13 protein-coding genes are annotated in these 24,466 nt (G+C 73.8%); 11 read left to right on the forward strand and 2 right to left on the reverse strand.

Translation table 11 applies throughout. The annotated features are described in order from the left end of the window. Positions 1-189: 189 nt before the first annotated feature. From AB0C27_RS42740 to AB0C27_RS42775, 8 genes are all read left to right on the forward strand, one after another. Positions 190-1,071 (forward strand): lantibiotic dehydratase C-terminal domain-containing protein, encoded by an 882-nt coding sequence (locus AB0C27_RS42740; RefSeq protein ID WP_357857268.1) that lies wholly within the window; start codon positions 190-192, stop codon positions 1,069-1,071. Beyond that, a complete protein-coding gene (locus AB0C27_RS42745; RefSeq protein WP_357857271.1) occupies positions 1,068-2,159 on the forward strand; it encodes a thiopeptide maturation pyridine synthase in 1,092 nt (363 codons plus the stop codon). The genes AB0C27_RS42740 and AB0C27_RS42745 overlap by 4 nt, the downstream gene beginning before the upstream one ends. After that, positions 2,156-3,727 carry a SagB family peptide dehydrogenase gene (locus tag AB0C27_RS42750; protein ID WP_357857274.1) on the forward strand — a complete coding sequence of 524 codons (1,572 nt, stop codon included), beginning with the start codon at positions 2,156-2,158 and terminating at the stop codon, positions 3,725-3,727. Before AB0C27_RS42745 ends, AB0C27_RS42750 begins: the two co-directional genes overlap by 4 nt. Continuing rightward, on the forward strand, positions 3,724-5,952 hold the full coding sequence (locus AB0C27_RS42755; RefSeq protein WP_357857277.1) for a hypothetical protein: 2,229 nt from the start codon (positions 3,724-3,726) through the stop codon (positions 5,950-5,952). Before AB0C27_RS42750 ends, AB0C27_RS42755 begins: the two co-directional genes overlap by 4 nt. Before the next feature lie 61 nt (positions 5,953-6,013). Next, positions 6,014-7,951, forward strand: a complete 1,938-nt coding sequence (locus AB0C27_RS42760; protein WP_357857280.1) for a TOMM precursor leader peptide-binding protein — start codon at positions 6,014-6,016, stop codon at positions 7,949-7,951. Positions 7,952-8,018: 67 nt separating this feature from the next. Next, entirely contained in the window at positions 8,019-9,794 is a 1,776-nt protein-coding gene (locus tag AB0C27_RS42765; protein WP_357857283.1) for an ABC transporter ATP-binding protein, read from the forward strand. 77 nt (positions 9,795-9,871) lie between these two features. Then, on the forward strand, positions 9,872-10,069 hold the full coding sequence (locus AB0C27_RS42770) for a thiomuracin/GE37468 family thiazolyl RiPP peptide (protein WP_326641297.1): 198 nt from the start codon (positions 9,872-9,874) through the stop codon (positions 10,067-10,069). A 123-nt stretch (positions 10,070-10,192) separates the two neighbouring features. Next, complete coding sequence (locus tag AB0C27_RS42775; RefSeq protein ID WP_357857286.1) at positions 10,193-12,910, forward strand: lantibiotic dehydratase; 2,718 nt, start codon at positions 10,193-10,195, stop codon at positions 12,908-12,910. Here the strand turns inward: AB0C27_RS42775 and AB0C27_RS42780 are convergent. Continuing rightward, on the reverse strand, positions 12,888-16,010 hold the full coding sequence (locus AB0C27_RS42780; RefSeq protein ID WP_357857289.1) for a BTAD domain-containing putative transcriptional regulator: 3,123 nt from the start codon (positions 16,008-16,010) through the stop codon (positions 12,888-12,890). The genes AB0C27_RS42775 and AB0C27_RS42780 overlap by 23 nt on opposite strands. Positions 16,011-16,159: 149 nt before the next feature. On the opposite strand from AB0C27_RS42780, the gene AB0C27_RS42785 reads away from it, so the two are divergent. The 3 genes from AB0C27_RS42785 (at position 16,160) to AB0C27_RS42795 (ending at position 21,522) form a co-directional block, all read left to right on the forward strand. Beyond that, a complete protein-coding gene (locus AB0C27_RS42785; protein ID WP_357857292.1) occupies positions 16,160-16,642 on the forward strand; it encodes an MBL fold metallo-hydrolase in 483 nt (160 codons plus the stop codon). 240 nt (positions 16,643-16,882) lie between these two features. Beyond that, entirely contained in the window at positions 16,883-20,386 is a 3,504-nt protein-coding gene (locus AB0C27_RS42790) for a serine/threonine-protein kinase (protein ID WP_357857295.1), read from the forward strand. Between the two features lie 20 nt (positions 20,387-20,406). Next, on the forward strand, positions 20,407-21,522 hold the full coding sequence (locus tag AB0C27_RS42795; RefSeq protein ID WP_357857298.1) for a hypothetical protein: 1,116 nt from the start codon (positions 20,407-20,409) through the stop codon (positions 21,520-21,522). Positions 21,523-21,530: 8 nt separating this feature from the next. Here the strand turns inward: AB0C27_RS42795 and AB0C27_RS42800 are convergent, their stop codons facing one another. After that, the gene (locus AB0C27_RS42800) at positions 21,531-24,188 is read right to left on the reverse strand and encodes a hypothetical protein (RefSeq protein WP_357857301.1); all 2,658 of its coding nucleotides are present in this window, start codon (positions 24,186-24,188) and stop codon (positions 21,531-21,533) included. Positions 24,189-24,466: the final 278 nt, after the last annotated feature.

The raw sequence follows: 24,466 nt of genomic DNA on the forward strand, positions 1-24,466 counted from the left end.
GGCGGAGGTGCCCCTTTCGCCGTGCCGAGACCCGCGATGAGGCGGCCCGGGGCTGACCAGGCGCGTATACGGAGCGTGTGCCGAAGATATTCCGGCGCTGGTTACGCTCCCGGCAGTCCAGTCATCCGTGACGACCGGCCCGTTCGCCGGTGGCGGTGGCCGGGGCGAGCCAGGAAGCGGGTGTTGCGGATGGCCGGCGCGCGGTCGTGGGTCAGCGCCCACGTCTTCTACGACGGCGACCTCGACCTCGTCATCACCGACCTGCTGGCCACCGTACAGAGCCGGCTCGACCACGCCGCGGCCGGCCGGGGCCTGTTCTTCCTGCGGTACTGGGAGGGCGGGCCGCACCTGCGGGTCCGGGTCCTGGCCGGGTCGGGACGCGCGGACGACGTACGACGGATCCTGTCGGGCGCCATCGCGGACTCGCTCAACCGCCTGCCCGCACCCGTCCGGGTGACCCAGGAGGACTACGACCGCTACGCGCCCTCGATGGCGGCGCTGGAGCGGCTGCGATCGTACGAGCGTCACCGCCGGGCCCCGAACTCATTCGCCTTCATCCCGTACCGTCCGGAAACCGATAAATACGGCACGGGCGCGGCCCTGCACGCCGTCGAGGACCACTTCGTCCGGTGCAGCGCGGCGGTCCGCCGGCTGCTGGCGACGGGCCCCACCGGTGACCGGCGCACCACGGCCGCGTTCGCCGTGCTCGCCCTGAACCGGTGGATCGCCTCGCGCGGCACCGGCCGGCCGGAGCAGGAAGCGCCCCCGTGGCCGCCCGGCGGGCAGGCCGAGTACGAGCGCCGCCGTCCCGCCCTGCGCGCCATCGCCGAACGGACGCGGGCGCTGGCCGCGAACCCGCCGGGGGAGCCGTCCGGGTTCGCCGGCGCCCTCGCGGCCTCCGCCTCCACGCTGGCCGGCCGGATCGAGGAGGCCGAAGCCGGGCTCGTTCTGGACATGTGCGCCCACCTGACCTGCAACCGGCTCGGCGTGAGCCTGGACGAGGAGCTCCACCTTCGCGACTGGGCCGCCAGGACGTTCGCCGAACTCGCCAGGGAGGAGGCCCTCGCATGACAACCGGCTGGCACAGCGTGCACGTCCACCACTACGGCGACGCCACCGACCGGCTGCTGCTGGACGTCGTACGTCCCGTCATGGCCGATCTGTCGGAGCAGGGTCATCGGTCATGGTTCGCCCGGCACTGGCGCCAGGGCCCGCACATCCGCCTGAACGTCGAGGCCGACGGGGCGGCCTTCCGCGCGGAGGTGCTGCCGATGGTCGCGGCGCGGATCGGCCCGTACCTGGCGCGGCTGCCGGTCACGGCTCACGACGCGGCCGCGATGTTGCCGCTGCACCGCCGGCTGGCGGAGGCCGAGGCCGAGCCCGGCCCGCTGACTCCCTGGTACGACGACAACTCCTGGCACGCCGAACCGTACGACGCCCGTACGGCTGTCCACGGCACGCCCGAGGCAGCGGCGCTGTACGCGGACTTCATGGGCGCCGCCAACGAGCACGCCTTCGCCGTCCTGGACGGGATGGCGCGGGGGCGGGACGCGCTCGCGGCGGCGTTCGACGCGATGGTCGTCGTGGCCGACGAGTTCCACGACGACGGCATCGAAGCCGGCTACCTCAGCTTCCGCTCGCACGCCGACGCCTTCCTCGCCCAGGGGACCGGCGGCGCCGCGCGGCGGACCGAGTGGGAGGCGCGCTTCCAGGACCGGGCCGGCGCGCTCGGCGCCCGCCTGGACGCCCTGCTCGACCCCGGCTCCGGGGCCGTGGACGGCGCCACGCGAAGCCTGGTCGGCGCCTTGCTGGAGAGCCGGGCACGCGGGCTCGACCTGCGCGAACGCGGGCTGCTTCCGCTGGGAGAAGAAGACGCCGACCCGGCCCTGGTGCGGGAGGCCTATCGGGAGCTGAGCCCGTTCCACCGGGCCCTCGCCGAGAACGAGCGGTGGCTCGCCGAGGTGCTCCCGTCCACCTGGTTCGCGCTCTTCCGGCTCGTGTTGAACCTGATGTACCTGCAGTTCACCCGCCTGGGAGTGACCCCGTTGCAACGCTACTTCCTCTGCTACCTGATCGCCGCCACGGTGGAACGGCGCACCGGCAGACAGGCCACCGACGTGCTGCGCGACTTCGCCGCGGCGGCCGGAGACGCGGGGTGAGCGCGCTGAACGGCACGGGGGAGGTGTACGAGACCCTGCGGCTGCGCGCCGGGGTGTCGGCCGGTCGCGGGCAGGACGGCGTGCACCTGGTGGGCTACCCGGACGTACGGCCGATCGGCGGCGAGGACCTGGCCGTGGTCCGGGCGCTCGCCTCGGGGGAGCATCGGGCCGAGGAGTTTCCGCCGCGCGCCCGAATGTTGTTGTCGGGGCTGCGCCGGGACGGCTGGCTCGTCGACACCGTCCACGACGGGGACACACCCGTCTACACCCTGGAGCCGCACTTATGTCCGGACGGCGACGTCTACCCGCACGATGATGCTCGCCTGGACGAGAACCACCCTGCGGACTCCGCGGCCCCAGCGAACGCCGCCGATCCGCCTGCCGGGGTCCGGTTGTCACGCTTCACCACCATTGCGGCGGCCCCGGGTGGCGGCCTGTACGCCACGTCGCCCCGGGCCTGGGCCTCCATCACCGTCCACGCTCCCGGCGCGCTGGCCGTCCTCGCCGATCCCGGCGCCCGCGTCCAACATCCCGGGATCGGCGCGCGGGCGGCGTCCCTGCTCCGGCGTGACCTGCTGTGGTCCGGCCTCGCCGTGACGGGGGAGGAGGACACGGAGTTCCGCGTCCGGCAGTGGTCCGCGATCGACCTGGCGTTCCACCGGAGCAGCCGGGGCATCGACGGTGCGGTGGGGGTGGCCGGTGGGTTCGGTGCCACGTACTGGGGGCTGGAGCACGTCACCGACCCGGCCCACCGGCCGCCTACCACAGCGCCCGCCGCAAGGTCCGCCACAGGACTTGCCGCCGGGCCAGCTGCCGGGTTCGCCCCAGGGCTCGCGGCAGGACTCGCCACCGCGTCCGCTGCCGGGTCCGCCTCAGAGTCCGTCACAGAGCCCGCCGCCGGGCCCGCCGTGGACCTGCCCCGTCCCGACCTCGAACGGGTCCTCGCCACGGACCTGAAGCTGACCGAGGTGCTGCGGGCACGCCGGTCCGTACGCGACCACGACACCGACCGGCCGATCACGGTCGGCCAGCTCGCCGAGTTCCTCCACCGCTGCGCCGCGACCTCCGACCGCCCGACACCGTACGGCGACCGGCCGCGCCGTGCCTATCCCGGCGGTGGCGGCGTCCACGAGCTGGAGCTGTACGTCGTGGCGCACCAGGTGGACGGGCTGGAGCCGGGCACCTATCACTACGACGGCTACGGTCACCGGCTGGAGCCACTGGCCCGGCGGGCCGGCGCGGAGCGGACTCTGCTGGAGGCGGCGCGGTCCATGTCCGGCGCTCGGGCGCGACCACAGGTGCTGCTGCTGGTGACCGCCCGGTTCGAGCGGCTCATGTGGGTGTACGAGGGGCTGGCGTACGCGCTGGTCCTGAAGAACCTCGGCGTCCTGATGCAGACCATGTACCTCGTCGCCACCGCCATGGGGCTCGGCGGGTGCGCCCTGGGGACCAGCGCACCACGCGCCTTCCAGCGCATCTCAGGAGCCGACCCCCTCAGCGAGGACGTGGTCGGCGAGTTCATGCTCGGCACCTTCGCCGCAGAGCACCAAACGGGAAGGGACGTATGAGGCTGCGTCTGGTCGACCACGCGTACATGGCCCCGATCGAGAACGGGCTGCACATCCTCACCCCGGCCGGGCCGATCACCCTCACCGGGACGTCCATCGCCCGCTGGGTCGAGGCTCTCGTGCCGCACCTGGACGGACGGTCCGGCCTGGACGAGATCACGGCAGGACTGCCGGCCGCCCACGCGGAGCTGGCCAGATCGATCCTGACCCGGCTGTGCGAGGCCGGCGTCGTCCGCGAGATCCCCGCAGGGCCCGCACCCGACGACGGCGACGAGGAATCGGCCGAAAGGCCCGCATCCGGCGGTCGCGACGAAGCACCGGTTGCAGGGCCCTGGCTCGATGGCGGCGACGCGGCGCCGGGTGGTGGATTCGCGCCGGAAGTCGCGTTCGTCGCGGCCCACGTCCACGGGGCGCGGGCGGCGTTCGCCCGCTTCCGCGAGCTCAAGGTCGCCGTCGCACACGACGGCCCGGCGGACGACCCGCTGCCGGAGGCGGTCGCCGCCTTCCTGCGCGCGTCCGGGGCGGCGCACGTCCGGGTGTGCGGCGCGGGCGAGCTGGGCGAGGAGGACCTGTGGAGCTTGGACGTGCTCCTGCTGACCTCCGCGCTCGACCCGGCCTCCGCGAAGGGGCGCTCACATTCAGGGGAGCAGCTCGCGGAGGGGATTGAGGAGCAGCCCAGGGAGCAGGTCGGGGAGCAGCCCAGAAAGCAGACAGGGGATCGGGTCGGGGAGCAACCCAGGGACAGAGCCGTGGACCGTGCCGAGCGGGACGGGCTCGCCGTCGGCTACGTCATGCGCGACGGAACGGACATCTGGTACGTCCCCGTCCGGGCGGCCAAGGAGGATCCCCTCGCCACGGCACGGCCGGGATCGCTGCGTGCCCGCCTCCGCCGGGAGCCACGCGCCCCGGAACCGATCACCGGCCTGCACGTAGAGGCCGCCGCCGCGCAGGTGGGACGGGCGGTGCTGCGCTGGGCGACCGGCACGGCGGACCCACGCCACGCCGGCAAGCTGACCCGCATCGGCCCGGATCTGCTCACCTCCAGGCACCACTGCCCGCCGCACCCGTACGAGCTGCCGGCGGCGGCGTCCACCCCCGAGGCGGTGCTGAGCCGGGTGGAGCACCTCCGATCCCGGCCCGCCGAAGACGGGCAGGCGTTCTCGGACGCGGCGGTCAGGGCCGCCGACGAGCTCTTCGGCCCGTTCCACTACCTCCCCGACGACTCCGCCGCGCAAAGCCCGCTGCACGTCTCCGAAGCCGAGGCCGGCGACGCGCTCGCATCCGGGTCCGGGCTCACGTCTGGGTCCGGTGGGTCCGGGCTCACATCCGGGCTCCTGCCAGGACACGCATCCGGCATCGAGACGAATGGCGACACCCAGGCCGCCGTCGTGCGCGCGGTGGGCTTCGACTACGCGGACACCAGGATCGAGGCGGCCCGCGCGGCGCTGGCCCGCTACGCCGCCGCCACGGTGGATCCACGGCGTCTGGTGGACTCCGGCGGCGCCCCGCTGGCCCCCGAGGACGCCGGACCCGCCGCCCTCCACGCCGTCCTGGCCGCCGGTGTCCGCAGCGGGTTCGCGCTCGCGTACGACCTGGCCGCCGCCGCGACCGTACGGCTGCCCGCAGATCAGGCCTTCCCCCGTCTGGCCACCGAAGCGGGCGCCCACGTGCCGGGCCGGGGCGAGGGTTACGGCGCGAGCTGGGACGAGGCCGTGGCGCGCGGACTGTGCACCCACTGGACGTGCGACGCCGAGCTGATCGAGAACCGCGCGGGGCGTCCCGTCACGATCGACCCGGCCGAGCTGGACGCGACGGGACGGCGGTGCTTCGCCCTGCTGGCCGAGCTCGGCGAGCTGCCCGAGGTCCGTGACCACGGCGGCCGCTTCGGCGTCACCGTGCTGTCGTTCCACCACGGCGGGGCGGAGGTGGCCAGGACCGCCGGAACCGCCTCCTCGGCCTGGACCAGAGGGCTCCTCGACACGCTCTTCGACGTCCAGACGCGGATCCACGCGGGACGCCCGCGCCCGCACGCCGCCCCTCGGCCTGCCACGCTCGCGGGGTCGATGATGCGGCTCGATCCCGGGCAGTCCATCGACCCGGACAAGGTGGCGGCGGCCCTGGCCGTCGTCGGCCGCCGCGCCGTCGTCCTCCCTCTCGACCACGACTCCGCCGTGGCGGCGATCGCCCCGCTGAGCCTGCGAGTGGTGATCACCGACCCCCGCTGACCACCCGGCCCGAACGACGGTCACCGCAACGGTCCGAACGACTCAGGAAAGAAGGCACCGAATGGCTGAGCACCCCGTGACCGTGCTGGCGGGCGGGCGGATCGCCGGCGCCGTGGCAGAGCGGCTCGGGGTACGACCCGTTCCCCTCCTGGACGGCCACCTCCCCCCGGCGCCGACCGTTGCCGCCACCGACGGCTGGGCCGAGGCCGTCACGGCGGGCCTGCGCGCCCGGCTCACCGGCCCCGTGCTCCCGGCCCGCACCGAGCTGGACACGATCGTCATCGGCCCCTGGGAGACCCCGGGCGAGCAGGGGTGCGCCTCCTGCGCCGCCTACCGCCAGTCCTGGGCCGGCCCGATGCACGAACGCAACGAGGCCGTCCGCGAACGCCACGCCGCCCGGCTGGCCGGCCCCTCACCCCTGCTGACCGCGGGCGCGGTCCGCCTGGCGGCCGCCCTGATGGCCGACGACCTGCGCTCCCACGCCGCCGGCGAGCGGCCGCGAACCCGCGGCACGGTGCTCACCGTGGACCTGCACGACCTCTCGATCACCCCCCACCGGGTGCTGCCCGACCCGCTCTGCGAGGTCTGCGGCCCGCGCGTCACCGACGAGCCCCCGACAGCGCTGGGGACGCCCAGACCGGTCCCGAGCCACGCCGAGGGCGCCGTACGGGGGCGCGACCTCGTCGCCGAGCTCGACGCGCTGACCGGGACCTACGTCGACGAACGCACCGGCGTGGTGTGGCTGCTGCACGACCGCACCTCCGGCGGGGCGATCCTCAGCTCGGCGGAGGTGTCGCACCGATGGGCCAGGGGATCGGGCGGCTACGGCCGCGCCCCCGAGCGCCGGGTCAGCCGGACGATCGCGCTGCTGGAGGCCCTGGAACGGTTCTCCGCCGCCCCGGGGCGGCTGCACCCGCCGAACGTGGGCACCTACCACGACCTGGCGGAGCGCGCCCTGGACCCGCGCACTCTCGGCCTGCACCCGCCGCACGCCTACGAGGACCCCGGCTTCGGGTACGAGCCGTTCGACCCGGACCGCGACTACCGCTGGGTGCAGGGCTGGTCGTTCCTGCGCGGCGAGCCGATCCTGGTGCCCGAGACGCTCGCCTACTACGGGACACACTCCCACGGACCGGACAACCGCCCCTTCGTCTACGAGATCTCCAACGGGTGCGCGCTCGGCTCCAGCCTGGAGGAGGCGGTCCTGTACGGGATGCTGGAGATCGCCGAACGCGACGGGTTCCTGCTCACCTGGTACGCGCGCATGCCCGTACCGGAGATCGATCCGGCCATCCTCGACGAGAGCGACAAGCTGCACCTCGCCGCCCTGCGCGCCGAGACCGGCTACGACCTGCGCCTGTTCGACATCACCACCGAGCACGGCATCCCCGCCGTGTGGGCCCTGGCCACCGCCCCTCCGGGCACCGGCCTGCCGGCCGCGTTCTGCACCGCGGGCGCCCACCTGTCCGGCCGCCGCGCGGTCATGGGCGCGGTGGCCGAGCTGGGCGACATGCTCACCAGCGGCATCCGGTACGGCGCCACCCCCGAGGCGCGGGCCCGGGCGGCGGCCATGGCCGAGGACTCCTCGGCCGTCGAGGAGATGGAGGACCACCCGCTCCTCTTCCACGATCCGCGCGCCGCGGCCCGGCTGGACTTCCTCACCGCGGGCACGCCCTCCCGCACGGCCGGCCAGGTCGGCGCGGGCACGGAGGAGTTCGCGTCCGGCGACCTGGGGGAGCTGATGCGCGCCGTCGTCCGCCGCTACACCGGGTCCGGGCTGGACGTCGTGGTCGTCGACCAGACGCCGGACGAACTGCGCGCCATGGACCTGCACGCGGTCAAGGTGCTGATCCCCGGCACGCTGCCGATGACGTTCGGGCACCGCCACCGGCGCACCAGCGGGCTGCCCCGGCTGCTGGAGGTGCCCTACCTGCTCGGCCACACCCGGCGCCCCCTGACCGAGGACGAGCTCAACACCGAACCGCACCCGTTCCCATGACGCGCCCGAGACCACCGGAGCGCACCCGTTCCCCTGAGGCCGTCCGAGATCGCGGAGAGAAGGATCGATGACTCAACAGGCGGTGGCCGCCCGGCCGGTGGCCGTGTGGCGGATCTTCCTGGGCTGGACGCGGCCGTACCGCGCCCGGCTGGCCCTGGGCCTCGTGCTGGCGTCGCTGTCGGCGGCGAGCGTCCTCGCGCTGCCCCTCGCCATCCAGCAGCTCGTCGGGCGGATCGCCGCCGGGGACCGGGCGTCCGGGCCCATGCTGCTGATCGGCGGGCTCGTCGTGGCCAACGTCGCGCTCAACGCGGGCAGCTGGTTCCTGCTCGACCGCACGGGCGTCATCCTGACCAGGGACGTCCGGCGGCGGCTCGCGTCGCGCCTGGTGCGGCTGGGCATCCCGGAGTTCGACCGGCTCCGGCCTGGCGACCTGCTCGCCCGCGCCACCGCCGACGCCGCGAGCGCGGACGACCTGGCCACCTACGTGCTCGTCGGCCTGGGCGTCCACATCCCGGTGATCGTCACGGTGATCGTCTTCATGGCCCTGCTGGACCTGGTCCTGCTGGGGCTGACGCTGGCGGTGGTCGTCGTCGCGTTCGTGGCCTTCCGCCTGGTCGCCCCCAGGATCAGAAGCGCGAGCACGGCCACGGCCGAGGCCGTCGGCACGCTCACCGCCGACCTGGAACGGGCTCTGGGCGCCCTGCGCACCATCCGGGCGTTCGGCGCGGAGCGGACGGAGGAGGCACGCCTGCACGCGGCGGCGGAGGCCGTACGCCGGGCCAGGACCAGGGCCTCGCTGTGGGAGGTGGTGTCCGCGAACGTCACCGGCCTGACCTACCAGCTCGCGCTCCTGACGGTGCTGACGGCCGGCGCGGCCCGGGTCGCGACCGGGACCATCGGGGTCGGCGTGCTGGTGGCGTTCCTGCTGTACGTGTTCTACCTGATCGGGCCGATGCAGAACGTGATCCAGGCGCTCGCCGCGTACCAGTCGGCGAGCGCCGGGGCCACCCGGATCGCCGAGGCCCTGGAATACCCCGCCGAGGACGAGTACGAGCCCTCGCCGCCGCAGGCGGACCGCTCACCCCTGAGCGTGCGCTTCGACTTCGTGCACTTCGGCTACGCCGCCCGCCCGGTGCTCAGGGGCCTCACCTTCACCGCCGCGCCGGGAACCGTGACCGCGCTGGCCGGAGCCTCGGGGGCGGGGAAGTCCACGGTGTTCGGCCTGATCGAGCGCTTCTACGAGTACGAGGACGGCCGCATCCTGGTCGGAGACCGCGACATCAGGGACTGGCCGCTCGCGCGGCTGCGCCAGGCGATCGGATACGTCGAGCAGGACGCCCCCGTGCTCGCCGGCACCATCCGCGACAACCTGACCTTCGCCGTCCCCGGCGCCACCGACACGGAGCTGGCCGAGGTGCTGCGGCTGGCCCGGCTCGACCGGTTCGTGGCGGGCCTGCCCGACGGGCTCGACACGCCCGTGGGGCACCGCGGCGGCACCCTGTCGGGAGGGGAACGGCAGCGCCTGGCCATCGCCCGCGCCCTGCTCCGCCGGCCGCGCCTGCTGCTGCTGGACGAGGCCACCTCGCACCTCGACGCCGTCAACGAGGCGGCCCTGCGCGACACCGTACGCACCATCGCGCGCTCGGTCACCGTCATCGTGGTGGCGCACCGCCTCTCGACGGTCATGGACGCCGACCGCATCGTCGTCATCGACCGGGGCGTCGCCCGCGCCGCCGGCACCCACGACGAGCTCAGGAGGAGCGACGACCTGTACGCCGAGCTCCTGTCCAGCCAGCTCGGCGGCGTTCCCGCGCCCGTCGCCCCCGGTGTGCCGGCGAGCTGACGGCGGCCGGGCCCGGGCGGGTTTTCCGAAAGCGTCCGGCTCCCGCTGGGGGAACCGGGTGAGAAGAAAGGAACGCGATGAGCTCCGCGAAATCGAAGTTCTCGGTCGCCGACCTTCCGGTCGACGTCTTCGAACTGGAGACCGGCGACCTCGAGATCGAGTCGCTGACCGGCGGTCACGGGATGCTGGAGCACGGCGCCTCCAGGAACTGCGGCTGCTCCTGCCAGATCATCGGCTGCAGCTGCTGCAGCGGATCGCCCAAGTCACCGAGGTAATCCGGCCGGACGGCTGACGCCGCGGGACCCGATGCGGGCCCGGCCCGGCACGTACGTGCGCCGGGCTGGGCTCAGGGCTGGGCTCACCCGTCCGGACCGCATCCCGGATCGCGGAGGAGATCGATGAGCTCAGCGCAGTCGCCCGCCCGGATCGCGGGCGTGACGGGAGACGCGGTGGTTCGCGTCGCGGGACTGGCCGTGGCGGCACTCGACGGGCTCCGTTCGCCGCGCCTGGCCGCGGCGCTCGACGACGTGCCGGCCCGCCGTGACGCGCACCGCGCGGAGGGACGCGCGCTCGCCGGCGCGCTGCACACCGTGATCGGCGGCCTGCCCCGCGACGGCGTACGCCCGCGCGTCATCGGCCTGCGCCGGGCCCTGCACGCCGGGCGGCGACCGGGCGCGGGGGAATGGACGCCGGAGGTCGCCGGGCTGCTGCCGCCGGAGGTGTCGCGCGGGATCGAGGGCTGGCTCGCCGGGGCCGCCACGCTCGCCGCCGCCGAGGACCGCCTGCCCCAGGTGCTCGCCGCCGAGCGGGAGTCCGGCCTGAACGCGCTGCTGAAGGCCGCCACGGACCCGGGGTTCCGGATCGCGCTCGGCGGCACGAGCCCCGTACTCGCGGCCGAGCTGGAGAAGTGGATCGCCGACCCGGGCCGGACCCCCAGGGCAGGGACCACCACCACGCTCGCGCGCTACCTGGCCCGCGCCGTGACGAAGACCAGCCCGCTCAGCACGTTCACCACCAGCGGCCCCGTACGGTGGCGAGCCGCCGGGCCCGCCGTCGAGACGCGCCCGGTGGATCGGCACGGCGCCTTCGAGCTGTCCTACTACCACATCCGCGAGAACATCGCCGCTTTCGTCCTCGGCCACCCGGCTCTGTCCGGCCGCACACCGATCGCGCTCAACGCCTCCGCCCAGCGCCTGGGGGAGCAGGTCGTCTTCCTGCGCGGGTTCGGGATGCTCGGGCTGCTCGGAGGCGAGAGTTACTGCGCCGTTCCCGCACGGCCCTCCGTTCTCGCGCTGGTCGACCTGCTGGGTACGGAGCCGGAGGGCCTGCTCCGCCACTTGCTCAGGGAACGCCTCACGGCGGGGGACGCGTCCCTGGACGCCGAGGTGGACGCCTTCCTCGACCACCTGCTCGACGCCGGCCTCCTCGTGCCAGGGCTGCCGGTCACGTACCCGCACGAGGTGCTCCCCGGAGCCGCCGCATGGGCACGGGAACGGCCGGCAGAGCAGGCCGTCGGCCGGCTGGACGCCCCGGAACAGGCGGAAAGCGAGACCCGCGCGCTGTCAGCCGCTCTGGAGCGGGCGGCCGGCGCGCTGGCGGCGCGGCCGGCGGCCGGTGACGCCGTCTCCTACCGGGCCCGCCGTGAGACGGTGGTGAGCGGGCTGCGCGAGCTGGCCGGGTTCGCCGCGCCCGGCGGCCCCCACCACGCCATGTTCACCTCGCTGACGACCGTGAACGTCCGCGACACGGCGGTCGCCGCGGAGCCGCCGGCCGCCTGCTCGGTACGCGCCTGGCGGCCGGTGGCCGATGACCTTGACCTGGTCCGCCGGTGGATCGCGCCCTTCGCGCCGCACCTGCCGGCCAGGCTGGCCCTGACGGAGCTCTTCGGCGCGCGGCTGCGCGAACGCGGCCCCCTGCCCGTGATCGCGTTCTTCCGCGAGTACCAGCGGGCCGTGACGGCGGAGGACGAGATCGGCGCCGAGTTGCGCGGCAGCGTCGTCGCCCCGTCGTCGCGGCGTCCCGAGGACAGCGTGCTGGACGGGGTGCGCCGGCTGAGCGCCGTGATGGCGAGCGCACTCGCGGCCCTGTCTCCCTACCCCCTCGACGCCGACGCACCCGGCACGAACGATCCCGTCACCGTGCCCGCCGAGGCCCTGAAAGCGACCATCGCCACATACCCACCCTGGGTACCCGAAGTGCGATCCATCAGCGCCTACGTCCAGCCCGCCAACGGCTTGGGCGTGGTCAACGCGCTGGGCACCGGCTTCGGTTCCGTACGCGCCCGCCTCGACCACCTGACCGGCCGCCGAGCGAGAAGCGCCGCGGACCGGGGCACCGGGCCGATCTACGCGGCCTTCGGCAGCCGGTTCGGCATCTCGCTCAACGACCACCGCCGATGCCTGCCCTTCCAGCTCGGCGGCACCCCCGCCCTGATCGGCCGCGACAGTGGCGCCGCCCGGCTGCGGATCGAGGACCTCGTCGTCCGCCTCGACGAGGGGAGCGGCCTGCTCGGGCTGGCGACGGCCGGCGGGCGCGAGGTGCGCGTCGTGCACACCGGCGCCGCCGCGCGGGAGTTCCTGCCGCCGTTCTCGCTCCTGCTGACCGTGCTGTCAGGCGAGGTGCCGCCCCTCACGATCCTGCCGCCGCCGCACCCCTCCCGCACCGCGCCGCGCGATCGGCGCCGCGACTGGCCCCGCCTGGTCATCGGCTCACTCGTGGCCGCACGAGCGCAGACCAGGTTCCCCGCCGGCGGCGTCCCCCTGCCCAGGGCGGGTGAGGAGGAGAGCCGGTTCCTGCTGCGGCTCGCGGAATGGCGGCGCGCCGAGGGGATCCCGCGCCGGTGCTTCTTCCGTACCCGTCCCGATCAGGAACGCGCGGACGAGCGGGCGGCCACGTCCCCGGCGTCGTGGACTCAGATGCAGGAGAAGTGGCACAAACCCATGTATCTCGACTTCGGCAGCTGGCTGCTGGTGCGCGGGTTCGCCGCGGCCCTGCGGCGGCCCGGCACCGCGCTGGTGACCTTCGAGGAGGCGTTGCCCGACCCGTTCGCCGCGCAGAGCGCCGATCACCACGTCGCCGAGCTGGTCCTGGACGTCACCGCCGGTTCACCGCCCTGAGCCGGTCGTCCAGCGTCCGCACGCCGTCGTCGTGCGCGATCGAGCGGAACAGCTCGCGCGCCTCCTCCCAGACGGCCCCGGCCCTGCGGCAGTCGCCGGCGGCGGCGTGGGCGTCGCCGAGGGAGCGCAGCGTGCGCGCCAGGTACGGGATGGAGCCGCGGGTCCGCCACACCTGGACCGAGCGTTCGAGGGTGGCGATGGCGGAGCGCACGTTCCCCTCGGCCAGGTCGAGCTGCCCGAGCACGCTGAGCGAGTCGGCGAGGTAGTGGCCGAAGTTGCCGGTCTCGCTGTTGGCCAGCGTGAGCTCCGCGGTCGCCCTGGCCTGCGGGTCTCCGACCGCGGCGAGCAGCTTGGCGAGGTAGAGCAGCGAGAACGTCTCCAGATAGCGGTAGTTCAGCCGGCGCGCCATGGCCAGGGAGCGCTCCAGCAGCTCCCTGCCGCCCTCGACGTCGCCGCAGAACGCCTTCGCCGCGCCCAGGAACTGCGTGACCGTCGTGGCGTAGTGCGGGTTGCCCAGCGCCTCGGCGACCTTCGCCGCCTGCTCCATGACCTCGTGCGCGGCCTGCGGGTCGTCCTCGCCGTGGATGATCGCCATCACGTGGTACGCCCGCGCCTGGCCGCCCAGATAGCCGGCGTCGGCGGCCATCCGCAGGGCGCGCCCGGCCAGCGCGAGCGCCTCCGCGCCGCCGTTACCGTCGGCCGTCATGCTCCACGCCAGGGTCGCCAGGGCGTCGGCCATGCCGACCGGGTCGTTCAGCTGGGTGAACAGGTCGAGCAGCAGCGTGGCGCCGGCCCGCATCCGCCGCATCGCCGGACCGGGGCCCGCCGGCGAGCTCCAGGTGGTGACCTCCAGCAGGCCGCGTCTCAGCACGGCCTCGCCGCGCTGGTCGCCGGTGCGTCGGCAGAGGGCGAGCGCCTGCTCGTGCATGCGCTGCCAGCCGTCGTACAGGCCGCGTACGTTGAGGTACGTCTCGGTGGAGCCCGCGAGGTCCCAGGCGAAGTCGGTCAGGCCCGCCTCGCACGCCTGCGCGACCGCCGTCATCAGCGCGGCGTGCTCGGCGCCGAACCAGGCCATCGGATCGGCCAGCAGCGGTCCGGCGATCTCGGCGGGCAGCCGCCAGCGCGGCGCGTGGCCGTGCATGAGCGCGTAACAGGGGCCGGGAACGTGCTCCGCGGCGGCCTCCGCCAGTGCCAGCCACGCGCCCAGGGCCCGCCGGAGCGCGGCCAGGCGCTCGGCTTCGCTGTCCTCGCGCTGTGCCCGCTCGCGCGCGTACAACCGGATCAGGTCGTGGAAGCGGTAGCGGAGCCCGCCGGTCTCGTCCGGGCCGGTGAGAGTGAGCAGGTGGGCGTCGACCAGGGCCTCGATCTCGCGTTCCGCCTGCCGTACCGGCACGTCGAGGAGGGCCGCCACCGTCCAGGAGGCGAAGTCGGGCGCGTCGAGCAGGCCCGCCAGCCGGAAGGCGCGCTGCGCGCCCGGCGGAAGCGTCTGGTAGCTCATCTCGAAACCCGCCCGGATGTCGAGATCGCCCGCGACGAGCTCGTCCAGCCGGTGCCGTTCCTCGCCCAGGACGCCGGCCAGCCGGGCCAGGCTCCACTGCCTCCTGCCGAGCAGCCTGGCCGCCGAGATGCGCACCGCCAGCGGGACCCGGCCGCACAGCCGGGTGATCTCCAGGGCCGCGTCCGGGTCGTCCTGGACGCGTTCGTCGCCGACGATCCGGCCCAGCAGGGCCATGGCCTGCGCCGACGGCAGGACGTCGAGCTCCAGCAGGTTCGCCCCTTCGAGACCGACCAGCCGGACCCGCCCGGTGAGCAGCACGGCCGTGCCGGGGGCTCCGGGCAGGAGCGGCCGCACCTGCTCCTCACCGGCGACGTTGTCGAGCAGGACGAGGATCCTGCGCCCGGCCAGGCTGCTCCGGTAGAGCGCCACGCGCTCGTCCAGGGAGTCGGGGATGGAGGTGGTGCTGACGCCCAGGGCGAACAGGAACCGGCTGAGCACGTCCTCGGGACGGGCGGGATCGGCGGAGGCGCCGCGCAGGTCGGCGTAGAGCTGGCCGTGCGGGAACCGGCCCATGATCCGGTGCGCGACGTGCACGGCCAGCGTGGTCTTGCCCAGACCTCCCAGCCCCGCGATGCTGGCCATCGCGACGGTGCCCGGCCGTGGCCTGGTGAGGGCCGCGGTGAGCTCGGCCACCTCGCGGTCCCTGCCTGTGAAGTCCGCGATGTCCGGGGGTAGCTCGGCGGGGACCGGCACCGCAGGCAGGTCGTCCGCCGGGCTCGCGGCGAGGTAGCGGTGATCCGGCTTCGCCGTCCGGCGCCCGGCGGGGGAGCCCGTGACCGTCACGGCGGCGCGGGGGACGAGGTCGAGCGAGGGGTCCTGGGTGAGGATCCGCTGGTGCAGGTCGTGCAGCTCCTCGACGGGGTCCAGCCCGGTCTCCGCGATCAGCGTCCTGCGGGCGCGCGCGTACTCGGCGAGCGCGTCCGCCCGCCGGCCGCACCGGTACAGCGCCAGCATCAGCTGCGCGCGCAGCCGCTCCCGCAGCGGGTACGCGTCGATGAGCGCGGTCAGCTCGCCCAGCAGCTCGGCGTGGCGTCCCAGCCGCAGGTCCACGGCGATCCGCGACTGCAGCGCCGACAGGCGGACCTCGTCCAGCCGTGCCGCCTCCGCGGCCAGCATCGGGACGTCGGTCAGACCGGCGAACGCGGGCCCGCGCCACAGATCCAGCGCCTCGCGCAGGCGGTGGGTCGCCTGCTCCGGCTCACCGGCGTCCTCCGCCGCCCGCCCGGAACCGGCCAGCGCCTCGAACCGCGCCGCGTCCAGCTCGTCCCGGACCGGCGGCACCAGATAGCCGGAGCCCTGCCGCACGATGCGCGCCGGATCACCCAGCCGCCGCCGCAGCCGATGCACGTACGTCTGCACGTTCTTGGTGGCGCTGCGCGGCGGGTCGTCCCCCCACAGCGCCCCGGCGAGCTGATCCTCGGACACGATCGTGCCGGCCCGGCACAGCAGCACCGCCAGCAGCACCCGCGCCTTGGGCGTGCCGAGATCGAGCTGCTTGTTCTCGCGCCACACGGTCAGGGGACCCAGTATTCCGAATTCCATCGCGCTCCCTCGGCTGGAGGCACTGTAAGACGCGGGCGGTCTGTTTGGGCGATCTTCACGGTGAAGAAACGATTGCAAACTTCTTTCACTCCGGGTCTACCCAGCCAGTCAGCTCACACCGCGTCCGTCGCTGGACGACGATCATCATCATGAAAATCACGAAATACACCCATGCCTGCGTACGGCTGGAGCACGAGGGCCGGGTCCTGGTCATCGACCTCGGGACCTGGAGTGAGCCGAGCGCGCTGACCGGTGCGGACGCCGTGCGGGTCGGTGAAACGTTCACGGCTGCCGGTTTCCGGGTGCGGGCGGCCGGCGGCCGGCATGCGCCGATCTACGGCGGCCGGCCGGACTGCGCGAACCTCGGCTATCTCGTGGACGGCACCCTCTACCACCCCGGGGACTCCCTGCACGTCCCCGCCGAGCCCGTGGAGACGCTGCTGGTCCCCTTGCAGGCCCCATGGCTGAAGACCGCCGAGGTGATCGACTTCGTTCGCGCGGTCGCCCCCGAGCGAGCCTTCGGCATCCACGACGGGCAGATCAACGAACGCGGCCTGGCCAGTGTGAACGGCTGGCTGGGCCAGGAGACCCGGCACCGCTATCGGTGGCTGGCCCCGCTGGAGAACGGCTGACGCCGCAGGCGGGAGAGCATGGTCTCGGCGGGCCGGCCGAGCACCTGTTCCAGGTAACGACCATGGAACTCCTCTGAAGACAGCACACAGTGAAGCGCCGACAGGCGGCCGGGGGCCGCTCGTTTTCCGCCCGGTCCCGGTGGCGAGCCTTCCGGCCGATGAGGTGGCTCGCCGGGTTCTTGGCAAAGCATGGTGGCGGCCTCACTATCGATGGCGGGTGTCGAGGCGAGGGAGGTCTCGATGGGGTACTCGGCATCGCCGGCGGGGGAAATCCGGCACTTCGGTGGCTATTGGCTGGGCCGGCGGCTCGGTGCGGGTGGGCAGGGTGTCGTCTACGAGGCGTACGACGCCGCGGGGAAACGAGTGGCGGTCAAACTGCTCCGGCTGGATCGCGCGCACAGCGCCGGCGCGCGGGCCCGGTTCGCCAAGGAGGTCGCCGCTGCCGAGCGGGTGGCGGGTTTCTGCACCGCCCGGGTGATCGCGGCCGACGTCGCCGCCGCCGAGCCGTACATCGTCAGCGAGTACGTCGACGGCCCCAGCCTGCGCCGGGCGATCGCCGAGCGCGGTCCCTACGACCAGGCGCAACTGCATCGGCTCGCCACCGGGATCGCGACCGCGCTCACCGCCATCCACATGGCCGAGGTCGTGCACCGCGATCTGAAGCCGGAGAACGTCGTCCTGGGCTCCGACGGCCCTCGAGTGATCGACTTCGGCATAGCCCGGTTCGACGGGGCCACGCTCACCGACGAGGGGCTGGGGCCGGCGGGCACCCCGGCCTACATGTCCCCCGAGCGGCTGCGCGGCGAACCGGCCGGGTACGCGGCCGACATCTGGGCCTGGGGCGCGGTGCTGCTGTTCGCGGCGACCGGCCGGCCGCCGTTCGTGGCGGAGACGGCGCAGGCGGTGTATCACCTCGTGCTGACCCGCCCGCCGGACTTCTCCGCACTGGACGGGACGATCCGGCACCTGGCCGAGGCGGCGATGCGGCCCGACCCGGCCGAGCGGCCGACGGCCAGGTCGCTGCTGCTGAGCCTGGTCGGCGGCAAGGGTGAGACCCGTCTGCTGCTCAGTCAGGGCAGCCGCGCGGCCGGGCGGCTGCCTCGGCCGCAGGTGACCGGAACCCCGGCCGACCGGCCGCTGGGGGAGGTCGCCGAGGACGTCTACACCCGGCTGGACCCCGCCGACAGGGAGGTCGTTCCCGCCGTCGTGCTGCGCATGGTGCTGCCCGGCGACGGCGCCGACGGCACGCTGCGCCGGGCGTACACCGTCGAACTGCTGGACGGCACCCTGGACTCCGCGCGGGTGCGGCGGGTGATCGACGGTTTCGCCGGCGAGGACCTGCTGTCCGGCGACGGGGAGATGGTGACGCTGGCCAGCGCGGCGTTGCTCCGTGCCTGGCCGCGGCTGCGGGAGTGGATCGACGCCGACCGGCCGGGCCTGCGCCTGCACAGCATGCTGAGCGAGGCGGCCCGGAGGTGGGAGGCGTCAGGACGCGATCCGGCAGACCTGTACCGGGGCACCGCGCTGCGCGCCGCGCAGGACTGGGTCGAGAGCGGGCCCCGGGTGCGGGTGAACCAGCTCGAACGGCGTTTTCTGACCGAGTCGGCCGTCCATGAGCGCCGCGCGGAGCGGCGTCGCCGGCGGGTCAAGGTGGTGCTGGCCGCCCTGGCGGCGCTGAGCGTCGCCACGACATTGATCCTGATCCAGCAGGGCGTGGGCGAGAGAGGGCAGCGTGAACTGGCCGCCGCCAGGAAGGCGGCCGAGACGGCCGATCTGCTGCGCGCGCGGGATCCGGTCAAGGCGCTGCTGCTGAGCGTGGCCGCCTGGCGGCTGGCCCCCGCGGAGCCCGCCGCGGCCGGCGCGCTCTACAGTTCGCTGGCGCAGCGGGAGTCGCGCGTGCTGGTCCCGCCCGCCGGCCCCGGCGAGGCGCGCTTCGACCTCAGCGCGGACGGAACGACCCTGGCGCTGGTACGCGGTGGGGCGGTGTCACGCTGGGACGTGCAGGGCGGGCACCGGCTGCCCGGCCCGGCGGCCGAAGTGGGCGAGGGGATCACGGCGATCGCGCTCAGCCCGGACACGACGACGCTGGCCGTCGCGGGAAGGCGGTCGGTCCGGCTGTGGGACCTGCGGACCGGCCGGGCGATCGGCGCGGGGTTCGGCTCCGGCGGCGCCGGGCACCTGTCCTTCAACACCGGCGGCAACGTGCTGGTCGTCATGAACGCCCCGGACGGCGGCCAGGCTTGGGACCTGGCCGGCCTGCCCGGCGCGGCGCCTCGGCCGGTGTGGACGAGCACGGACCCCGGCCTGCGGTCCATCGCCGTCTCGCCCGACGGCTCCGCGGCGACCATGGTGTACGACGACCGGCCGTACGAGATGGTGGATCGCGGCGGCGCGCCGCTCCCGCCGCCCGGAGGAGCGCGCCCGGTCGCGGGCGACGTCGCCGCCTACTCACCCGACGGCAGGACACTCGCCGTGGGCACGCGCGACACCATCCGGCTGTGGGACCTCACCACCACCACCTGGGCAGGACCGGCCTTCGAGGGCGCCACGGCGCACGCCGTCACGCTCAGCCCGAGCGGCGACCACGTGGCCACGCTCGACGACGCGGGCGTCACGTTGTGGCGGCGCGACGGCACCCGGCTGCTGACCCGCGCCGCCCGCGGAGCCGTCGGCGAACCCCGCATCGACGCGTCCGCGCGTACCCTGAGCTACCGCCACAGTGACGGAACGGTGACCAGGCTCGACGTCGCCGCGCTCACCTCCGCCCGGCCGGTCGTGCGGCGCGCCGAGGGCGGCGCGATCGACGTGCGGGCGCGCGTCGCCTTCTTGGGGGATCGCACCGTCACGCTCGCCGGGCCGCGCGCGCCGCCGCGTCGGCTGGACGTCCGGGGCGGCGGGCGGGTGGCGGCCTTCAGCCCGGACGGCACCCTGCTGGCGACGACCAGAGCGGACCCGGCCCGGGTGACCGTCTGGGACGTGGCCACCGGCACCCAGAAGCGGACGTTCACCCTGCGCCGGCCCCTGGAGGCCATCGGCCTGGCCTTCAGCCCGGACGGCGGGACGCTGGCCGTCTCCCCGCACAGCGGCGGCCAGGCCGAGCGGGTGCGGCTGTGGGACCTGCGCCGCGGCGGGGCCCCGGTGGAGACGCTCGGTCTGCGGGGCGGTCCGCGCATGGAGTTCAGCCGGGACGGCCGTTTCCTGGCGGTCAACGGCACCGGACACAACGGCGTCGCGGAGCTGACCAGCCCGCGCCGATACCGGCATCAGCTGTTCGGCACCGGAGGCGACGGCGGCCGGCCCCTGGCCATCGACCCCACCGGCCGGATCATCGCCGCCGGCGGTCCCGGCGCGGGCGTCGACCTGTGGGACACCGCCGGGTTCACCCGCCTGCGCACCCTGCGGGCGGACGACGAGCAGGAGCAGCTCTCCCTGGCCGCCTTCACCCTCGACGGCGGGATCCTGGCCGCTGCCGGGACCAGTGGCCGGGTCTGGCTGTGGCGCCCGGCCGCGGAGCGCCCGCTGGGAGTGCCCGTTCCGCTGCACGCCGGCCCGGTGCTGGCCCTCGCCTTCACCGCCGACGGCCGTACGCTGCACAGCCTGGGCGCCGACGGCGTGCTGAACAGCCTGCCCGTGCATCCGGCGCTGGCCGCGGCCGACATCTGCCGCCGTATCGGCGCGGCGAAACTCAGCCGGGAGGAATGGACGCGAATCCTCCCTGAAGTGGACCACCGAGAGATCTGCTGAACACCGAAGGGCGAATCACCATGTCCCAGACGCCGAATGACCCGTTACCCCCGGCATCCCCGCCGACCGACGAGACCGACGAGACCAACGAGACCGAACCGACCGACGAGATTGAGCCGACCGACGAGACCGAGCCGACCGAACCGATTGGTCAGATCGTCCAGGAGATCGAGGTCGTGCCTCCGGTCGTCGTACTCGGCGGCCAGAACGTCAAGGTCGAGTTCCAGGTGTACTTGACCGAGCCCGCCGTCCTCCAGGGCAGACTGCTGAGCCCCGACGGCCAGGCGACGGACCTGGAGCTGAAGCCGAGCGACGACTCCGACGGCGCCGCGGCCGACTCGGCGTGGTCCGCGGTCCGGATGTTCCGGCCCGACGCCCTCACCGGGCGGTGGCGGCTGGTGATCGAGCTGGGCGGCAACCAGGTCGAGCAGGAGTTCCAGGTCCGCTGGGACTGGCTGCGGATGCCGGTCCGGATCACCACGAACCTGTCCAGCGGCGGCATCGACCTGGGCGAAGCGATCGAGGTGACCGGGACGGTCGAGCGCGAGGTGAAGCACGTCTGGGAGCCGTTCGGCCATCAGATCGTCTCTCTGCCCTACCTGACGGACGCACGGGGCGAGTCCTACACGCTCGCCCAGGTCGACGCCGGCGCGGACGGGAGTTTCTCGGCACTGGCCGAGCCGATCGCCGGCGGCCTGCTCTGGGCCGAACTGGAACTGACCGCCCAGCCCGGCCCCGGCACCCGGAGCGTCGCCGCGCACATCACCGTCAACGACCCGGGCGCCGGCGGTGACAGGGCCTACTACAAGAAACGCACGTTCCGGTGGCCGGGGGACGGCTGGCTGCGGCACACCGTGGAGATCGAACTCGGCGCGGACGGCAGCCCGGCCCGGCGCAAGGCCACCGGGCGGATCGCCATATTCCACTCGCAAGGCAAGACCAGGCCGAGGTCGGGCGATCCTGGCGTGTACGTGCCGATCCGCAACAGCTCGGACGGGAGGGGCGGAGACATCGGCGGAGGCCGCTACAGCGTGCAGACCCGCCGTCCGGGACGCGGCTATTATTGGCGGATCGTCTACTACGACCCGGGCAACCGCCGGCGCAACGCGAGCGGCTGGATGAAGGACCCCACCTGACGCCCGGGTCACGGGCCGTGCAGTGCCGGATCGATCGTGAAGCTCATCCCGCCGACCACCACCCCGTCGATCAGGGTCCGCAGGCGGATGACCACGTCCGGTCCGGCAGCTGTCACCTCGCCGGCCGTGAAGTCCCCTCCAGAATGCACGACGAGGGTGACCTCCCGGCCGGCACGGGGCTCCAGGCGGCCGGTCGCGCCGCCTGCCAGGGTGACGTTCCAGCCGCGCCGGCGCAGGAAAGCGGGTAAGTCCGCCTGGACGGTGATGTCCGCACCGCGCGGCCAGGGGTTGTGCACCCGCAGGCGGCGGCCCTGCAGGCTCCGCGTGAGCCCGCCCGCTCCGCCTCCGCCGGCGACGGGCGACATGCCCCGCTGGGCGATGTTGTTGTCGAACGGCACGAGCCGGTGGAGCGGGATCGGCCCCTTCGCCGACGTGAGCGAGGTGCTCGGGTCGTTGTTGGCGCGGTCCCCCTTGGCGCTCACACACATCAGCAGGCAGTCGTGCCCGGCTGACGGGGTCCAGGCGAACGGGCCGACGATCACGCTGCCACCCGGGACTATCGGGCCCGGCACGGTGATCGACGGCGTGTCCATCGGCTTCCAGTCGCCGGGCCAGACGAGCCCGGCCGAGGGCCCGCAGCAGAACCCGCGGACCGTGACGTTCCGCGCGTCGCCGGTGCCGCGGTTCCCGACCCGTACGTAGGCGTGGTTCACGGTGCCGGCGCCGGGTGTCTGATGGGCGCCGCCTCCGTCCGCGGCCAGCCGGTTCCAGACGTCGGTGCTCTCCCAGAAGTCTCCCTGGTACGCGTACCCGCCCTTCCTGCCGTCGTCGATGTAGACATCGACCTCGCGGGGGACGCCGGGACCGTTGTCCGGCAGGATCGTGCCGGGCGCCTTATAGAGCCCCCGCTGCTCGAAGCTCCAGCGGATGACCTTGCGGAGCGCGCCGGGCAGGCCCTCGTAAGCGGCCGGAGCGGCGTCGGCCACCATCATGGCCTTGGCGTAGGCGTCGGCCCGGGAAACGGTCGTGTACTGCGCGGTCGGCAGCGAGGCGATGCCGCCGATGATCAGATAGGCGGCGTACCGGGACGCCCACGTCTGGACGCTCACATCAGGGGACGCGCCGCCGATCGAGCAGTAGAGGGAGAAGAGGGTCGCCGAGAGGATCTGCTCGCTGCTGTAGTCGGAGACGACGTCACGGTCGCCGTCCCAGGCCCAGCCGTCCTCCATCTTTCTGAGGGGCCCGCCGTGGTGGCGCGCCGTCTTCGTCCACGGGAACGTCTGGTGACGGATCGGCGCCCTCGATCCCGGGTCGTACAGCACCGCCGCGAGCGCGTCGCCAGGACTGTGCGCGAAAGTCAGGTTCGCCGCATGCACGGCGTCCCACAGCAGCGCGTGGCAGAACTCGTGCGCGACGATGCGGGGGTCGTTGGCCAGACTGACCCCCGTCGTGGCCGACCGGCCGAAGACGAACCTCTCCAGCCCGACGTCGCCCAGCTTGCCCAGCGCGTACGCGTTGTCCTCGTCGTGGAGGGCGAGATGGTCGACCGGGATCGGCTCTTTCCCGATCGTCTCGTCGAACAGCCTGCCGAGGACGAAACCCAGCTCCTGGACCAGGCGGAACAGCCGGTCGGCATGGTAATAGGCGTTGACGGCGGCGAATTCCTGGCTGTCGACGGGATACCGGAAAGTGCCGCCGGACGTGGAAGGCGGCGGGCCGTGCGGTGGCTCGCTGTCGACGATCTGCACGAAGTCGCCGCGGAGTGGCTGCGGATCGGCGGGCACGAGACCTTGGAGCTCCTCGAACGCGCAGCGGGCGTCGAGCTCGCCGGCCACCCCCTTCAGCTCTCCGCCGGTGGTCACGGGGTCCCGAGGGTAGACATACCCCTCCACCGCGGCGATCGCGGCCCGCAGGTACAGCACCCCTCCGGTCTCCACCTCGACGAACGCCCGCCAGTGCACGGGCCCGACACCCGGTACGGGCCAGGTGAACAGCACCTCGCGGACGACGTAGTGCCGGCCCGCCACGACGTCGCCGGAAACCTCGGGCAACGGGAGAACCGGCGGCCCGCCCCCTTCTCCGGCGCCGTCTTGGGCCGGTCCGGCTTCGGGATCGAAGCGGGCGGCCGGGTCGTACCGGTATACGAGCAGCCGGCTTCCGCCGATCTCCGGCAGGCGGTCCGACGACTTCGGGTCCGCCGGCAGGCCGAGCAGCCGGGCGAGCTCCTTGGCCCCGAAGGGCGGCAGATAGGGCGCGTGGTCGTCCGGGATCCTGGCGTCCGCATCCAGGTGGACGCTGCTCTGCGAGGCGACCACCCGTAACGGATCAGGAAGGAGCGACACGCTCAGGCCGGCCTCCCAGATCGGCAGCGACAGGACCGTCTGCACGAACGAGACGATCGTCACCTGGGTGATCGATTTCTCTTCGGCGAAGCGGAGCAGGGCCGGTTCCGGGACGGGCCTGTCTCCTACGCGCGTCCAGAGGTCGGTGAGCATCGAGCCGGGAATGCCGTAGACGGGCGCCACGTCATCCGCGTACCTGGCCGCGACCCGAACCGGGTCCGGCCCGTCGGAGTCCAGGTAGGGCCGCTCCAGGTGCTCCAGCCCGCGCACGATCCCGAGCTCGTCGAGTTCCACCTCTACGTCGCGTTCCAGCTCGAAAGCCATCTTGCCCACCAACCTCCGCGAGAGCGCGGGTGATGGCCACCGGCCGCACCCGCTGACCTGTCGATGAACCGGACCGCCACCGCCGCCCGTGCCCGCCGCCGGTCGGTGATCGAGGGGGAGCGGCGCCATCTCATCGGCCGGCGCACGGCTGGGCCCCCGCACCCGTTGTACATCGGCCTCGCCTCGGCGTCATGTGGCGCCGAAGGGGGGTAGCCCGTCATGAGCGGCCATCTGACGGAGGCCCTCCGATCGGCCTGCCTATGATCGTCTTCCAGGGC

It is taken from the genome of Nonomuraea sp. NPDC048882 (genome assembly GCF_040649755.1).
Lineage (GTDB): Bacteria > Actinomycetota > Actinomycetes > Streptosporangiales > Streptosporangiaceae > Nonomuraea > Nonomuraea maheshkhaliensis.

Coding starts and splice junctions, on each gene's coding strand:
- AB0C27_RS42740 (WP_357857268.1), top strand. CDS start 190: ATGGCCGGCGCGCGGTCGTGGGTCAGCGCCCACGTCTTCTACGACGGC.
- AB0C27_RS42745 (WP_357857271.1), top strand. CDS start 1,068: ATGACAACCGGCTGGCACAGCGTGCACGTCCACCACTACGGCGACGCC.
- AB0C27_RS42755 (WP_357857277.1), top strand. CDS start 3,724: ATGAGGCTGCGTCTGGTCGACCACGCGTACATGGCCCCGATCGAGAAC.
- AB0C27_RS42760 (WP_357857280.1), top strand. CDS start 6,014: ATGGCTGAGCACCCCGTGACCGTGCTGGCGGGCGGGCGGATCGCCGGC.
- AB0C27_RS42765 (WP_357857283.1), top strand. CDS start 8,019: ATGACTCAACAGGCGGTGGCCGCCCGGCCGGTGGCCGTGTGGCGGATC.
- AB0C27_RS42770 (WP_326641297.1), top strand. CDS start 9,872: ATGAGCTCCGCGAAATCGAAGTTCTCGGTCGCCGACCTTCCGGTCGAC.
- AB0C27_RS42775 (WP_357857286.1), top strand. CDS start 10,193: ATGAGCTCAGCGCAGTCGCCCGCCCGGATCGCGGGCGTGACGGGAGAC.
- AB0C27_RS42780 (WP_357857289.1), bottom strand. CDS start 16,010: ATGGAATTCGGAATACTGGGTCCCCTGACCGTGTGGCGCGAGAACAAG.
- AB0C27_RS42785 (WP_357857292.1), top strand. CDS start 16,160: ATGAAAATCACGAAATACACCCATGCCTGCGTACGGCTGGAGCACGAG.
- AB0C27_RS42790 (WP_357857295.1), top strand. CDS start 16,883: ATGGGGTACTCGGCATCGCCGGCGGGGGAAATCCGGCACTTCGGTGGC.
- AB0C27_RS42795 (WP_357857298.1), top strand. CDS start 20,407: ATGTCCCAGACGCCGAATGACCCGTTACCCCCGGCATCCCCGCCGACC.
- AB0C27_RS42800 (WP_357857301.1), bottom strand. CDS start 24,188: ATGGCTTTCGAGCTGGAACGCGACGTAGAGGTGGAACTCGACGAGCTC.